The sequence below is a fragment of the Pseudoxanthomonas kalamensis DSM 18571 genome (assembly GCF_010211745.1).
GTDB lineage: Bacteria > Pseudomonadota > Gammaproteobacteria > Xanthomonadales > Xanthomonadaceae > Pseudoxanthomonas_A > Pseudoxanthomonas_A kalamensis.
Map to the genome: position 1 here is coordinate 79,246 of NZ_PDWQ01000005.1, position 12,653 is coordinate 91,898.

General features: G+C 67.3%; 18 protein-coding genes. 6 read left to right on the forward strand and 12 right to left on the reverse strand.

Annotated features, from left to right (window positions below):
• Positions 1-104 precede the first annotated feature (104 nt).
• From CSC70_RS10840 to grxD, 3 genes are read right to left on the reverse strand one after another with little or no spacing between them, the layout of a single operon-like run.
• Positions 105-707: a YhgN family NAAT transporter gene (locus tag CSC70_RS10840; RefSeq protein WP_162456648.1), complete on the reverse strand. Its 603-nt coding sequence runs from the start codon at positions 705-707 to the stop codon at positions 105-107.
• Complete coding sequence (locus CSC70_RS10845; RefSeq protein ID WP_162456649.1) at positions 704-1,465, reverse strand: SDR family NAD(P)-dependent oxidoreductase; 762 nt, start codon at positions 1,463-1,465, stop codon at positions 704-706. Before CSC70_RS10845 ends, CSC70_RS10840 begins: the two co-directional genes overlap by 4 nt.
• On the reverse strand, positions 1,462-1,782 hold the full coding sequence (gene grxD / locus CSC70_RS10850) for a Grx4 family monothiol glutaredoxin (RefSeq protein ID WP_162456849.1): 321 nt from the start codon (positions 1,780-1,782) through the stop codon (positions 1,462-1,464). The genes CSC70_RS10845 and grxD overlap by 4 nt, the downstream gene beginning before the upstream one ends.
• A gap of 105 nt (positions 1,783-1,887) precedes the next feature.
• On the opposite strand from grxD, the gene CSC70_RS10855 reads away from it, so the two are divergent.
• The 3 genes from CSC70_RS10855 (at position 1,888) to CSC70_RS10865 (ending at position 3,771) form a co-directional block, all read left to right on the forward strand.
• Positions 1,888-2,466 (forward strand): superoxide dismutase, encoded by a 579-nt coding sequence (locus CSC70_RS10855; protein WP_162456650.1) that lies wholly within the window; start codon positions 1,888-1,890, stop codon positions 2,464-2,466.
• 195 nt (positions 2,467-2,661) lie between these two features.
• Positions 2,662-3,087, forward strand: a complete 426-nt coding sequence (locus tag CSC70_RS10860) for a hypothetical protein (protein ID WP_162456651.1) — start codon at positions 2,662-2,664, stop codon at positions 3,085-3,087.
• Positions 3,088-3,189: 102 nt separating this feature from the next.
• Positions 3,190-3,771, forward strand: coding sequence for a CcdC protein domain-containing protein (locus tag CSC70_RS10865; RefSeq protein WP_211369475.1), 582 nt, complete (start codon positions 3,190-3,192; stop codon positions 3,769-3,771).
• Here the strand turns inward: CSC70_RS10865 and CSC70_RS10870 are convergent.
• Together CSC70_RS10870 and purE are read right to left on the reverse strand one after the other, a co-directional pair.
• Positions 3,719-4,864, reverse strand: a complete 1,146-nt coding sequence (locus CSC70_RS10870) for a 5-(carboxyamino)imidazole ribonucleotide synthase (RefSeq protein ID WP_162456652.1) — start codon at positions 4,862-4,864, stop codon at positions 3,719-3,721. The genes CSC70_RS10865 and CSC70_RS10870 overlap by 53 nt on opposite strands.
• Complete coding sequence (gene purE / locus CSC70_RS10875; RefSeq protein WP_162456653.1) at positions 4,861-5,364, reverse strand: 5-(carboxyamino)imidazole ribonucleotide mutase; 504 nt, start codon at positions 5,362-5,364, stop codon at positions 4,861-4,863. The genes CSC70_RS10870 and purE overlap by 4 nt, the downstream gene beginning before the upstream one ends.
• 106 nt (positions 5,365-5,470) lie before the next feature.
• On the opposite strand from purE, the gene CSC70_RS10880 reads away from it, so the two are divergent.
• The 3 genes from CSC70_RS10880 to CSC70_RS10890 are packed head-to-tail and all read left to right on the forward strand — an operon-like array spanning position 5,471 to position 6,947.
• Positions 5,471-5,740 (forward strand): Trm112 family protein, encoded by a 270-nt coding sequence (locus tag CSC70_RS10880; RefSeq protein WP_162456654.1) that lies wholly within the window; start codon positions 5,471-5,473, stop codon positions 5,738-5,740.
• Complete coding sequence (gene nadC, locus CSC70_RS10885; protein WP_162456655.1) at positions 5,737-6,588, forward strand: carboxylating nicotinate-nucleotide diphosphorylase; 852 nt, start codon at positions 5,737-5,739, stop codon at positions 6,586-6,588. The genes CSC70_RS10880 and nadC overlap by 4 nt, the downstream gene beginning before the upstream one ends.
• Before the next feature lie 23 nt (positions 6,589-6,611).
• A complete protein-coding gene (locus CSC70_RS10890) occupies positions 6,612-6,947 on the forward strand; it encodes a DUF3301 domain-containing protein (RefSeq protein ID WP_162456656.1) in 336 nt (111 codons plus the stop codon).
• Positions 6,948-6,993: 46 nt separating this feature from the next.
• Here CSC70_RS10890 and CSC70_RS10895 read toward each other — a convergent pair whose 3' ends face one another.
• From CSC70_RS10895 to CSC70_RS10925, 7 genes are all read right to left on the reverse strand, one after another.
• The gene (locus CSC70_RS10895; protein WP_162456657.1) at positions 6,994-7,659 is read right to left on the reverse strand and encodes a hypothetical protein; all 666 of its coding nucleotides are present in this window, start codon (positions 7,657-7,659) and stop codon (positions 6,994-6,996) included.
• Between the two features lie 35 nt (positions 7,660-7,694).
• Complete coding sequence (locus tag CSC70_RS10900) at positions 7,695-8,177, reverse strand: ClpXP protease specificity-enhancing factor (RefSeq protein WP_162456658.1); 483 nt, start codon at positions 8,175-8,177, stop codon at positions 7,695-7,697.
• A gap of 22 nt (positions 8,178-8,199) precedes the next feature.
• Entirely contained in the window at positions 8,200-8,838 is a 639-nt protein-coding gene (locus CSC70_RS10905) for a glutathione S-transferase N-terminal domain-containing protein (protein ID WP_162456659.1), read from the reverse strand.
• 76 nt (positions 8,839-8,914) lie between these two features.
• Positions 8,915-9,568 carry a cytochrome c1 gene (locus CSC70_RS10910; protein WP_425501580.1) on the reverse strand — a complete coding sequence of 218 codons (654 nt, stop codon included), beginning with the start codon at positions 9,566-9,568 and terminating at the stop codon, positions 8,915-8,917.
• 82 nt (positions 9,569-9,650) lie between these two features.
• Positions 9,651-10,910 carry a cytochrome b gene (locus CSC70_RS10915; protein ID WP_162456661.1) on the reverse strand — a complete coding sequence of 420 codons (1,260 nt, stop codon included), beginning with the start codon at positions 10,908-10,910 and terminating at the stop codon, positions 9,651-9,653.
• Positions 10,911-10,913: 3 nt separating this feature from the next.
• Complete coding sequence (gene petA / locus CSC70_RS10920) at positions 10,914-11,534, reverse strand: ubiquinol-cytochrome c reductase iron-sulfur subunit (RefSeq protein WP_162456662.1); 621 nt, start codon at positions 11,532-11,534, stop codon at positions 10,914-10,916.
• A 178-nt stretch (positions 11,535-11,712) separates the two neighbouring features.
• On the reverse strand, positions 11,713-12,612 hold the full coding sequence (locus CSC70_RS10925; RefSeq protein ID WP_162456850.1) for a lytic transglycosylase domain-containing protein: 900 nt from the start codon (positions 12,610-12,612) through the stop codon (positions 11,713-11,715).
• Positions 12,613-12,653 lie beyond the last annotated feature (41 nt).

Consider the following 12,653-nt stretch of genomic DNA (forward strand, 5'->3'; position numbering starts at 1 on the left):
CACCGAAGGTTAATAACAGGTTAACACGATAGAGCAGGATTGTGACGCCTTGGTGACAACTTTCTGCGCCGCAGCAACCCGCTATCTCCTTGATGCTTAACGCATTAAAGGTTGGACGATGAAAGTTTCAGGTAAGTACTTATACCGTCAAGGAACATCTGCACCGAGATGGCCACCAGCAACATGCCCATCAGGCGTTCGACCGCGGTCAGCGCCCGCCGGCCAAGCCACTTGTATACCAATGTGGCCGAAAACAGGATCGCCGAGGTGGCACCCCAAGCGATCAGCAAAGCCAGGCTCCATTCGCCCAGCCGCCCGGGCTCGTTGCTGCCCATCAGCATCACCGCCGCCATGCCCGACGGCCCGGCCACCAGCGGGATGGCCAGCGGCACGATGAACGGCTCGCCGCTCGGAATGTCGCCCATCAACCCCTCCGGGCGCGGGAATATCATCCGGATGCCGATCACGAACAGGACGATCGCGCCGGCGATCTGCACCGACTCCTGACGCAGGTGCATCACGCTGAGGAAGTACTGGCCGCACCACAGGAACAGCATCAGCACGACCAGCGCGATCAGCAGTTCGCGCATCAGCACCCATCGTTGCCGTTGCGGCGGCAATGGCTTGAGCACGCTGAGGAACACCGGGATGTTGCCCAGCGGATCCAGGATCAGGAACAGCAGCAGCGCCGCCGACAGGACCGTCATGCGTCGATGTCCATCGCAGTCGGGTGCCATATCCGGCCGCGATGCGGCGCGCCTGCCGGCGACAGCAGGGTGACGCAGGCACCGGCATAGGCATCCGGCTCGCGGGTATCGGCATCGTGATCGTCAGCCCAGGCGCGCGAACGCAACGGCGTGCGCATCGGCCCCGGTTGCAGCGCCGAGACCCGTACCGGGGTGGACGCCAGTTCGGCGTGCAGCATGCCGACCAGCGCTGCCAAACCGTGCTGGGCCACGCCGTAGGCACCCCAGTAGGCCGAACCCGCCTGTTGCAGATCGGCCAGAGCGAACACCAGGGCGGCATCGTCGGCCTGCTTCAGTAGCGGCAGGCAGGCCTGCGACAGCCACCAGGCCGCGGTCAGGTTGACGTGGATGGCGCGAGCGAACGCTGCCGGGTCGGTATGTTCGAGCGGCGTCAGCCCGCGGAATTCGGCCGCGCAATGCAGCACGCCGTCCAGCCGCCCCAATTCGCTGCCGATCCGGTCCGCCAGTTCGGCGTAATCGTCCGGCGCGGCGCCTTCCATATCCAGTGGGTACAGCAGCGGCTCGGCGCCGACCTGTACACAGGCGTCGTAGACCCGGTTGAGCTTGGGCAGCTTGCGGCCCAGCAGGACCACCGTAGCCCCAGCCTGCGCGCACGCCGCCGCCGCCGCGCTGCCCAGCCCGCCGTGGGCGCCACTGACCAGCACCACCCGGCCCTGCAGCGCACCGGCCGCCCGGGTTGGCAAGGGCGCCAGGTTCATTGCGGCAACGTTTCGGACAGGATGCGCTGCAGTTCGCCGGCCTCGTGCAGTTCCAGCACGATGTCGCAACCGCCGATCAGCTCGCCGTGGATGAACAGCTGCGGGAAGGTCGGCCAGTTGGAGAAACGCGGCAGGTTGGCGCGGATCTCGGGTTCTTCCAGCACGTTGATCGCGTGGAAGCTCGCGCTGCCGGCTTCTTCCAGCGCGCGCACGGCACGGCTGGAAAAGCCGCACATGGGATATTGCGGGGTGCCCTTCATGAAGAGCACCACCGGGTGCGCATCGACTTCGGCCTGGATGCGTTCCACCACCGACATGGTGTTTTTCTTTGCCATCGACAGGTCCGGGACCGGTCCTACGTTAAACTGGCGCACATTGTACGCCCTGTCCGACTTTCGACCGCCAAGCAAAGGAAACCCGCCATGGCCATTGAACTGCCCGCCCTGCCCTACGACCGCACCGCGCTGGAGCCGCACATCTCCGGCGAAACCATCGATTTCCACTACGGCAAGCACCACAAGACCTACGTGGACAACCTCAACAAGCTGATCGAAGGCACCGAGTTCGCCGATCTGCCGCTGGAAGACATCATTCGCAAATCCCAGGGCGGCATGTTCAACAACGCCGCCCAGATCTGGAACCACACCTTCTACTGGAACTGCCTGAAGCCCAACGGCGGCGGCCAGCCCACCGGCAAGCTCGCCGAACTGATTGACCAGGCCTTCGGCGGCTTCGACACGTTCAAGGAAGAATTCACCAAGACCGCCATCGGCACCTTCGGCTCCGGCTGGGGCTGGCTGGTGCAGCGTCCGGACGGCAGCCTGGCCCTGGCCAGCACCTCCAACGCCGCCACCCCGCTGACCGGCGAGGACACCCCGCTGCTGACCATCGATGTCTGGGAACACGCCTACTACATCGACTACCGCAACGCCCGCCCGAAGTACGTCGAATCGTTCTGGTCGCTGGTGAACTGGGATTTCGTCGCCGGCAACCTGCGCTGATCGACGCCGCAAGCTTCATCCGCGACAAGGCCGGGGCAACCCGGCCTTGTCGTTTCCGGCGGTTGACCGGTGGGCGCACACGACTCAGTCGTCGCTCAGCTAGCTGTCCCGCCGTCGAACGCCGGCCAGGCACACGGTCAACATTCTCCGCCCTGCGCGCTTTTCCGGGATGCGTTCCGCAACCGGAGAAGCACCATGAACACCGCACGCTGGATCCTCGTTTCCACCCTGCTGCTTGCCGGCCTGGCCGGCACCGCGACCGCGGCGCCGCGCCACGACCGCGACCACAACCCGCCCGGCCGCATCGGTGGTCCCGGTACCAACTGGGAGAACCCGCCCGGCTGGCGCGGAGGTCCCGGTGCCTCACCGAACTACCGGCTGTACCGCTACCGGGGGCATCGCTACCGCTTCACCTCGACCCGCGGCGGTTACTACTTCAGCGCCCGCTTCGGCTACTGGCACCCGAAGTACGGCCTGTGGAACCAGGTCCGCCGTTGCTGGCTGGACCTTGACGACAACCCACCCGGCCGCATCGGCGGCCCCGGCAGCAACTGGGAGAACCCGCCCGGCTGGCGCGGGGGCCCCGGCGCCTCGCCGGACCGTTACGGTCGCTGCCGCTGAATCATGCATGGGCCGGCCGTCATGGCCGGCCCATGACAGTCGTCACTGGCGGGCAGGACCAAAGAGGCGGACACTGGACCGGTTTCCTCGCCCCTGTCGCCCATGTCCGCTCCCTTCCACGCCCATCTGGCCCCGTACCTGTTCTCGGCACTGCTGGTCTTTCTGGTGTTCCGGCGCATCCGTCGCAATTTCGGCTTGCAGCCCTGGCGACCAGTCCGGATCGGTATCCGCCTGACCCTGCTGGGACTGGTCGCCCTGCTGCTGGCCAGCGCCGCCATCTTTGTTCCGCAGCTGCGCATGGCGGTGATTGCCGGATTCGTCACCGGCCTGCCGCTGGGTCTGTTCGGCTTGATGCATACCCGGCTGGAATGGAACAACGGGCAACGCTGGTACACCCCGAATCCATGGATCGGCCTGGCGCTGACCGCGCTGCTGGTCGGACGCCTGGGCTGGCGGATCTTCCATGCCGACCTGCTGACCGCGCAGTCCGCGCCGCAGGCCAGCGCGCTGACCCTGGGACTGGCCGCGCTGCTGATCGGTTATTCGCTGGCCTATACGGTCGGACTGATCCTGCGCATGCGCCGGCTTGCCGATGCGCATCCGTCCGCCGCGGCGAACGGGGCGGTCGCCTTCACGACGAGTGCAGCGCCGTCACCGCCGGCGCCACCTGCGCCGCTCGATTGATCGCCGCACCCAGGTCTTCCAGCGCAACGGCCAGTTCGCCCGCCGTTCCGGCACGCAGGGTGGCATGGCCGACCTTGCGGCCCGCGCGCGGCGACTTGCCGTAGTCGTGCCAGTGGCCGCCCGGCAAGGCCAGCACCGCATCGCGGTCGGGCAGTTCGCCGATCCAGTTCAACATGCATGACTGGCCGATCGCACGCGTGCTGCCCAGCGGCAGGCCCAGCACCGCGCGCAGGTGGTTCTCGAACTGCGAGGTCTCCGCGCCTTCGAGGGTCCAGTGTCCGGAGTTGTGCACGCGTGGCGCCATCTCGTTGGCCAGCCATTGCCCGTCACACAGGAACAGCTCCAGCGCGAACACGCCGACATAATCCAGCGCCGCGGCCAGCCGGCGCGCATGGGCCTGCGCCGCTTCGGCCAGTTCGGGCGCCAGCGATGCCGAGGCCAGGCTGGCCGACAGCACGCCGTCGACATGCCAGTTCTCGGTCATCGGCCAGGCGCGGAATTCGCCGTCGCGGGCGCGCACGGCCACCACCGACAACTCGCGCTGGAACGGCACGAAGGCCTCGACGATCAAGCCGACGCTTTCGGCCTGCGTACCCAGCGCCGCCCACGCCGCGTCGATCTCGGCCGCCGACTTGATCCGGAACTGGCCCTTGCCGTCGTATCCCAGCCGGCGGGTCTTGAGGATGCACGCCCCGCCGATGCGGGCGACCTCGGCCTCGAGTTCGTCGCGGGTCGCCACCGCGGCGAAATCGCCGACCGGGATCTCCAGTTCGCGGAACAGGTTCTTCTCGACCCAGCGGTCCTGCGCGACCGCCAGCGCATGCGGGTTGGGGAACACCGGAACGCGTTCGGCCAGCCACTCGGCGCTTTCGGACGGGACGTTCTCGAAATCGAAGGTGACCACGTCCACCCTGGAGGCGAATTCGGCCAGCGCCTGCTCATCGCGGTAATCGCCCACCAGCAGCGGCGCGAACTGTCCCGCGCAAGCATCGGCGACTGTGTCCATGACCAGGAAGCGCAAGCCCAACGGCGCCCCGGAAAGCGCCAGCATGCGGGCCAGCTGCCCGCCGCCGAGGATGCCGACGGTGGTCATTGCCGCGGATCGTCGGCGGCGATCACGTCTGCGGTCTGCTTGCCGCGGAATGCCTCCAGGACTTCGGCGATCGCGGCATGTTCCGGTGCCAGCAGGGCGGCGGCGAACAGCGCCGCGTTGGCCGCGCCGGCATTGCCGATGGCGAAGGTGGCCACCGGGATGCCCGCCGGCATCTGCACGATGGACAGCAGCGAATCCATGCCGTTCAGCGCCTTCGACTGCACCGGCACGCCCAGCACCGGCACGGCGGTCTTGGCCGCCAGCATGCCCGGCAAGTGGGCCGCGCCGCCGGCGCCGGCGATGATCGCGCGCAGGCCGCGCGAGGCCGCCGACTCGGCATAAGCGAACAGCACATCGGGGGTGCGGTGGGCGGACACTACCCTGGCCTCGTACGGCACGCCCAGCGCGTCGAGCTTCTGCGCGGCGTGCTGCATCGTCTCCCAATCCGAACGCGAACCCATTACCAGGCCGACGAGCGGGGCGGTCTGCGGGGCGGTCATGGCCATCCTCGGTCGCTAAAGGGGCATTTTAGCGGGATTCGGTCCGCGGGGCGCGGGCGCGCAGATGGTACGCTTTCGCCCCACTTCGACCCGTTGCCCGCATTCCATGGACCGCAAACTGCTCGACATCCTCTGCTGCCCCGTCTCGCGCCAGCCACTGGCCGTGCTGACCTCCGATGGGCTGGAGGCGCTGAACCGCGCCATCGCCGCCGGCAAGCTCGTGCGCACCGACGACACGCCACAGCGCGACCCTGTGCGCGAGGCGCTGGTGACGCGCGACCGCAAGACGGTGTATCGCGTGGACGACGGCATCCCGGTACTGCTGGCCGAAGAAGGCATCGCCACCGCGCAGATCGACGGCTTCCCGGAAAAATGACCACTGCCTTCGCCCCGCCGCCCGACGGGACGGTGCAGGCCGATGTCGCCGCCGCGCTGACCGAGGACCTGGGCAGCGGCGACGTCACTGCCGCCCTGTTGCCCGATGATGCGGACATCGCCTACCTGCTGTGCAAGCAGGACGCGGTGGTGTGCGGGCGGCCGTGGTTCGATGCCTGCCACCGTGCGCTCGATCCCGCCGTGGAAATCGACTGGCGGGTGGACGAAGGCCAGCGGGTGTCTTCGGGCACGGTGCTGGCGACGCTGCACGGACGCTCGCGCGCCCTGGTCAGCGCCGAACGCACCGCGCTGAACTTCATGCAGACCCTCAGCGGCACCGCCACCGACACCGCCGCCTATGTCGATGCCGTGCGCGGCACCGGGACCCGGATCCTGGACACGCGCAAGACCCTGCCCGGCCTGCGGCTGGCGCAGAAATACGCCGTGCGCTGCGGCGGCGGCCACAACCATCGGATCGGCCTGTACGACGCGGTGATGCTGAAGGAAAACCATATTCGCGCCTACGGCTCGCTGCCGGCGGCGATCACGGCCGCGCGCACGGCCCAGCCCACGCTGCCGCTGATCGTCGAGGTGGAAACGCTGGAACAGTTGCGGCAAGCGCTGGACAGCGGCTGCGACCGCATCCTGATCGACGATTTCCCTGCAGAACTGCGTCGCGAGGCGGTGCGTATCGCCGCGGGCCGCATCCCGCTGGAAGTCTCCGGCGGGGTGACCCTGCAAGGCATCCGCGCGATCGCCGAGGACGGCGTGGACTGCATCTCGATCGGCGGCCTGACCAAACACGTGCATGCCATCGACCTGTCGATGAAGCTCGGTCCGGCACCCTGAGGCCACGACAAGAGCGCGCATCCATGTCGCCTCCCGCCACAATCGGGCTGATGATCGCCGCCGCGGCCGCCTATGCCTGGTGGAACAGCGCCCGCGCTGCGGCCGAACGCGCCGGCCTGCTCGGCCGCAATGCCTGCACCGCCGCCGGCGTGATCTGGCTGGACGAATCGGTGCATGCCACCGGCATCCGTCTGCGCCGCGGCGACGACGGCCGGCTGGGGCTGGAACGCAGTTTCCGCTTCGAGTATTCGCGCGACGGCGCCGATCGCCACAGCGGCAAGCTGGTCCTGCACGGCGACCGGCTGGTGTCCTTCATCGGCCCGGTCACGCCTTCAGTAACCCGGATCGACCTGCACTGACGGCAGGCAATCCGTTCGCGCGGCTGCAGCGACGGCTCGCGGATCGCTAGCGGTGGCCGTCGTGTTCGCCTGCACCCATGTTCATGCCGGCGCCCATGCCCATTCCAGCCGCCGCCATTCCCCCGCCGGCACCCCCGCCGCCGCCGCCCTTGCCGCCGCCTTCGTTCTTGCCTTTCGCGGCCGCCACCACGCGTGCCGGCCCCTGCCGGGGAATGACCAGCTCTGTCGGCACCGGCTCCAGATCCAGGGCGCGCCGGATGAAATCGCGCAGGGAAACGACCAGTTCATCGGTATGGACGGGGCGGCCCGCAGCCAGTTCGACCGCCATTCCTGTCGCCAGCCGCACCTGATCCTCGGTGCCCAGCAGGATGATGTCCGACAGCGCCGCCTCCACCGCATCGCGCATGCGCCGGGCCCGGTCGTTGTCCTTCGCCATCTCCCCTCCGGCCCCGGCCGGGGGCTCGTCATGCCCGAGGTCGCGCTTGTGGGTCGGGTCCACGGCGAGGTCGCCGGTGAACGAGCCGCCGAGCGTCTTGTAGGCGGCGATCAGCGTCCGCAGACGCTCGTTGATCTGGCGGTTTTCCCGTTCGCGCCGCTGCTGCACTTTCTGCATCACGATCAGCCGGATGCCGACGCCGATCAGGGTGATGACGATCAACCCCAGCAGCGTCGACAACAGGCCCTGCAACGAACTGAAATCGAGGTTGCGCATGGCCAGGGCTCCGGATGCGACTCAGGCGCGAGCGCTCACTTCACCACGCGCAGGAACGGCGGGCGCTTGCCGGAAGGCGGGGTATCGTCCGGCGGCGTCTCGCCATCGTCGGATTGCAGGCCCTCGTCGTCGCCGTCGATGGCCACCAGGCCATCCGGCGCGTTGTCGGCTTCCTCCGGCGCCGGCACCATGTCCTCCGGCAACGCCATGCCCTGCCCGGTTTCGCGCGCGTAGATCGCCAGCACGGCCGCGACCGGCACCACCACCGGGTAGCTGACCCCACCGAAGCGGGCGCTGAAGCTGACCGTCTCGTTGTCGATCACCAGCCGGGCCACCGCGCGCTGGGCGATGTTCAGCACAACCTTGCCTTCCTTGACCGCGCTCGGCGGCACCTGCACGCCCTGCCGGGTCGCGTCGACCAGCAGGTGCGGGGTCATGTCGTTGTCGGCGATCCACTCGGCCAGCGCCCGCAGCAGGTACGGGCGGTGGCTGGTCATGCGGGGATACGAATCGCTCATCCGGAATCCGTGCCTGCTGCCTTCAAGCCGGCAGGCTGTGCAGGGCCTTTTCCTGATCGGTCAGGCTGCGCATGAAACCGGGGTTGCGGAAGATCCGGTTGCCGTAGTCCTCGATCGCCTTGCCGCCGTCCTTCGGCAGCGGCACCTCCAGCGACTCCAGCCGCCAGATGATCGGCGCCATCGCGCAATCGGCCAAGCTCATTTCCGGGTTCAGGAAGAACTTGCTGGCCTTGAACAGCGGTACCGAGGCGGTGAGCAGTTCCTTCAGGCGCTTGCGCCCGGCATCGGCCTGCTGCTTGTTGCCCAGCTGGATCGCCTGCACCTGCGGCACCCAGTCGTGCTCGATCCGCAGCATCGCCAGACGCAGGCGCGCGCGCGAAAGCGGGTCGACCGGCATCAGCGGCGGGTGCGGATAGCGTTCGTCGAGATATTCGCTGACCACCGACGCCGCATACAGCACCAGGTCGCGTTCGACCAGGGTCGGCACCGAGTGGTAGGGGTTCAGGTCGATCAGGTCCTCGGGCGGATTCTGCGGATCCACTGCGACCAGATCGTAGGTCACACCCTTGGCCGCCAGCACCAGCCGCACGCGGTGGCACAGAACGTCGTCGACGGAAGAAAACAGCGTCAGGGTATTGCGCATACGGGGACTCGCAGCCATCACGGCTCTCCGGGCGACCGGAATCCGCCGATCGCAACGGCACCGCCGGCCCCTTGCCGGCGGTCACCACGGTCGATCAGTGCACGTCGCTCCAGTATTCCTGCTTCAGCAAGTAGGCCAGGAAGGTCAACGCGACCAGGAACAGGATCACCCACACGCCCAGCTTCTCGCGCTTCAACGCCGCCGGCTCGCCGGCGTATTGCAGGAAGTTGGTGATGTCGCGGACGGTCTGGTCGAATTCGGCCGCGCTCTGGCGACCGGGCTGGGTGACCTTGAGCGCCTTGACGTGGCGCTCGCCGATCTCGTCGGGCTCGCCGAACTCGGCGTGCTGCAGCCCCTGCAGTTCCCACAGCGGGTTCGGCATCGAGGCGTTGGCGAACAACTGGTTGTTCCAGCCCAGCGGACGCGATTCGTCCACGTAGAACGACTTCAGGTAGGTGTAGATCCAGTCGCTGCCGCGCACCCGCGCGATCAGGCTCAGGTCCGGCGGCATCTTGCCGAACCACTTCTCGGCCGAGCCGTGCGGCATCGCCACCTGGATCTGCTCGCCGAACTTGGCGCCGGTGAAGTTGAGGTTGTTCATCACCTCGTCTTCGGTCAGGCCCAGGTCCTCGGCCATGCGCGAGTAGCGCAGATACTTCAGCGAGTGGCAACCGGAGCAGTAGTTCATGTACAGGGCCGCGCCGCGCTGCAGCGACGCCTGGTCGCCGAGGTCGTTGCCCGCGTGCATCACGCCTTCGCCGCCGCTGGCCAGGGCCGCGAACGACACCACCACTCCGCCGGCGAACGCCGCCAGCCTGGCAACCAATGTCTTAGTCATGCGTCGTCACCCGTTCCGGCACCGGCTTGGTCTTGTCCCACATGGTCCACAGCGGCATGGTGATGAAGAAGAGGAAATAGAAGACAGTCAGACCGCGACCGATGTAGGTCTCGACGATGTCGGTGCCCGGACCGGCGCCGATCTTGCCCAGCCAGACGAAGCTGATCGCGAACAGCGCCAACAGCAGCTTGGACAGCAGGCCGCGGTAGCGGTAGGACTTGACCTTGGCGCGGTCCAGCCACGGCACCAGGAACAGGATCGCGATGGCCCCGAACATCACCAGCACGCCGCCGAGCTTGTTGGGCACCACCCGCAGCATCGCGTAGTACGGCGTGTAGTACCACACCGGCTTGATGTGCTCGGGGGTGACCAGACGATTGGCCTCGGAGAAGTTGTCGTGCTCCAGGAACCAGCCGCCGAAGGCCGGGGCGAAGAAGATGATGAACGCGGCCACCACCAGCAGGCAGCCCACGTAGAAGCTGTCCTTGACCGTGTAGTACGGGTGGAACGGCACGCCGTCGGCCGGCGCGGTCGGCGACCAGCGGTTGCCCTTCGGGCCCTTCTTGATCTCGACGCCGTCGGGGTTGTTGGACCCCACTTCGTGCAGCGCGCCCAGGTGCAGCACCACCAGCAGCAGCAGCACCAGCGGCACCGCGATCACGTGCAGGGCGAAGAAACGGTTCAAGGTGGCGTCGCTGGGCAGGTAGTCGCCCATGATCCATTCGGTCAGTCCGTTGCCGATCACCGGGATCGCGCCGAACAGCGAGATGATCACCTTGGCGCCCCAGAACGACATCTGCCCCCACGGCAGCACGTAGCCCATGAAGGCTTCGGCCATCAGCGCCAGGTAGATCAGCATGCCGAGGATCCACACCAGCTCGCGCGGCTTCTGGTAGCTGCCGTACATCATGCCGCGGAACATGTGGATGTAGACCACGATGAAGAACAGCGACGCGCCGGTGCTGTGCATGTAGCGGATCAGCCAGCCCCACTCCACGTCGCGCATGATGTACTCGACCGAGGCGAAGGCTTCCGCCGCGCTCGGCTTGAAGTGCATCGTCAGGAAGATGCCGGTGACGATCTGGTTGACCAGCACCACGATCGACAACACGCCGAAGATGTACCAGATGTTGAAGTTCTTCGGCGCGTAGTACTCGGTCATGTGCTTGCGGTACATCGGCGTCAAGGCCGGCGCACGCTGGTTGACCCAGTCCATCAGGTTGTTGGCGGTGCGTACGATCACGTTCGACATGGCTTAGGCCCCTGCTTCCGGATCGACACCGATCACGATGGTGTTGTCGTCCTGATAGTGGTGCGGCGGTACCAGCAGGTTCAGCGGCGCGGGCACGCCCTGGAACACGCGTCCGGCCATGTCGAAGCGCGACTTGTGGCAGGGGCAGAAATAGCCGCCCTTCCAGTCCGCGTCGTACGGTTCGGGACGGATCTCGGCGACCATTTCCGGCGAGCAGCCCAGGTGGGTGCACAGGCCGACCAGGACCGAGATTTCCGGCTTCAGCGAACGGTATTCCGGGTCGCCCTGCAGCACGTAGGCCGGCTGCTGGTCGACCACCTTGGATTCGGGGTCGCGCAGGCGCCCGTCCAGAGTCGGCAGGGCATCCAGGATGGCCTTGGATCGCTTGACGATCCAGATCGGCTGTCCGCGCCATTCCAGGATCATGCGCTGACCTTCCTGCAGTCCGCTGATGTCGGCCATCACCGGTGCGCCGGCCAGCTTGGCGCGCGCACTGGGATTCCAGGACTTGATGAAAGGTACCGCCGCAAAACCGGCACCGACCGCACCGACCACCGCCGTGGTCGCCGTCAGGAACCGGCGCCGGCCCGTATTCACGGGCTCATTGCCCCCATCGTTTGCCATCCGGCACTCCGCAAAAAGATCAGGTAGCTAAAGTGGCTGCCACGACCCACGCCCAAACCCCGGCACGGGCCGCTCAAAAGACGAGGCAGTGTAGCGGAAGGCTTGCCGAAACGACAACATCGGCAATGAAATCAACCTGTTACGCAGACACCACGGGGCCGGCGACGGCGTTTCCGCGTCAGCGCGAGGCCACCGTACCGCGGTAACGGTCGGCCAGCACCTTGACCCGCTCGACGTAGCGCCGGGTTTCCCGATACGGCGGCACACCACCATGACGGTCCACCGCGCCTTCGCCGGCGTTGTAGCCGGCTGCCGCCAAGCCCAGGTCGCCCTGGTAGCGCTTCAGCAGCCAGGACAGGTATTTCACCCCGCCGCGGATGTTCTGTGCCGGGTCGTAGGCGTTGGTCACGCCGAACCGGGTCGCCGTGGCCGGCATCAGCTGCATCAGCCCCTGCGCGCCAGCGTGCGAGAGCGCCATCGGGTTGTACGAGGATTCGGCGTGCATGATGGCGCGGATCACCGCCTCCTCGACCCCGAACTCGCGCGCGGCCGAGGCGATCTCGCTCTGGTAGGCCGTAGTGTTCAGCCGCAGCTTGCCGAAATTCAGCCCCGGGTTGCCGCAGGCGAAGCAGGTTTCGATGAAGCTGTACTTGATGGTACGCAGGCTGGCCACGTTGGCCGAGCCCTTGGGACGGCTGCTGGTGTAGTGGCGCACGCCATCCTTGACGTAGGAATACACCTGTCCGCTGACCACCCGGCGTGTGCCGGTCGACCGTGCGGGCATCGGGGTGGATGGCGAGGCCGTGACGCTGGGCAGGGAGGCATCCACCGACCCCATCGCCATGCCGGCGGTGGTGGCAGGCTTGGCCGGGGTGGAAACCGTGCTGGGCCGCGACGGCGCCGGATTGCGCTCGGGCGTGTAGCGGCTGACCACCTCGCACTGCGCGTTGGGCACCCGCTTGCTGACGTAGTTCGGCACGCCATCGCTGCCGGTGCAGCGGTACAGCGTACCGGCACTGGCCGGCACGGCCGCCGCCAGCGCAAGGCCGACCATCAGAGCGAGCGGAACCCCCTTCATGCGCACCAGTGTCCCAGCTTCGCCTGCCATTGCCAAGTCCT

Bases quoted from the DNA above. Each gene is read 5' to 3' on its own strand.
- CSC70_RS10860 (WP_162456651.1), top strand. From the start codon at position 2,662: ATGAACACCGCACGCTGGATCCTCGTTTCCACCCTGCTGCTTGCCGGC.
- purE (WP_162456653.1), bottom strand. From the start codon at position 5,364: ATGACCGCCCCGCAGACCGCCCCGCTCGTCGGCCTGGTAATGGGTTCG.
- CSC70_RS10895 (WP_162456657.1), bottom strand. From the start codon at position 7,659: ATGCGCAACCTCGATTTCAGTTCGTTGCAGGGCCTGTTGTCGACGCTG.
- petA (WP_162456662.1), bottom strand. From the start codon at position 11,534: ATGGCAAACGATGGGGGCAATGAGCCCGTGAATACGGGCCGGCGCCGG.
- CSC70_RS10890 (WP_162456656.1), top strand. From the start codon at position 6,612: ATGTCGCCTCCCGCCACAATCGGGCTGATGATCGCCGCCGCGGCCGCC.
- nadC (WP_162456655.1), top strand. From the start codon at position 5,737: ATGACCACTGCCTTCGCCCCGCCGCCCGACGGGACGGTGCAGGCCGAT.
- grxD (WP_162456849.1), bottom strand. From the start codon at position 1,782: ATGTCGGTGGTGGAACGCATCCAGGCCGAAGTCGATGCGCACCCGGTG.
- CSC70_RS10845 (WP_162456649.1), bottom strand. From the start codon at position 1,465: ATGAACCTGGCGCCCTTGCCAACCCGGGCGGCCGGTGCGCTGCAGGGC.
- CSC70_RS10905 (WP_162456659.1), bottom strand. From the start codon at position 8,838: ATGGCTGCGAGTCCCCGTATGCGCAATACCCTGACGCTGTTTTCTTCC.
- CSC70_RS10900 (WP_162456658.1), bottom strand. From the start codon at position 8,177: ATGAGCGATTCGTATCCCCGCATGACCAGCCACCGCCCGTACCTGCTG.
- CSC70_RS10910 (WP_425501580.1), bottom strand. From the start codon at position 9,568: ATGCACGCGGGCAACGACCTCGGCGACCAGGCGTCGCTGCAGCGCGGC.
- CSC70_RS10870 (WP_162456652.1), bottom strand. From the start codon at position 4,864: ATGACCACCGTCGGCATCCTCGGCGGCGGGCAGCTGGCCCGCATGCTG.
- CSC70_RS10855 (WP_162456650.1), top strand. From the start codon at position 1,888: ATGGCCATTGAACTGCCCGCCCTGCCCTACGACCGCACCGCGCTGGAG.
- CSC70_RS10840 (WP_162456648.1), bottom strand. From the start codon at position 707: ATGACGGTCCTGTCGGCGGCGCTGCTGCTGTTCCTGATCCTGGATCCG.
- CSC70_RS10880 (WP_162456654.1), top strand. From the start codon at position 5,471: ATGGACCGCAAACTGCTCGACATCCTCTGCTGCCCCGTCTCGCGCCAG.
- CSC70_RS10915 (WP_162456661.1), bottom strand. From the start codon at position 10,910: ATGTCGAACGTGATCGTACGCACCGCCAACAACCTGATGGACTGGGTC.
- CSC70_RS10925 (WP_162456850.1), bottom strand. From the start codon at position 12,612: ATGAAGGGGGTTCCGCTCGCTCTGATGGTCGGCCTTGCGCTGGCGGCG.
- CSC70_RS10865 (WP_211369475.1), top strand. From the start codon at position 3,190: ATGTCCGCTCCCTTCCACGCCCATCTGGCCCCGTACCTGTTCTCGGCA.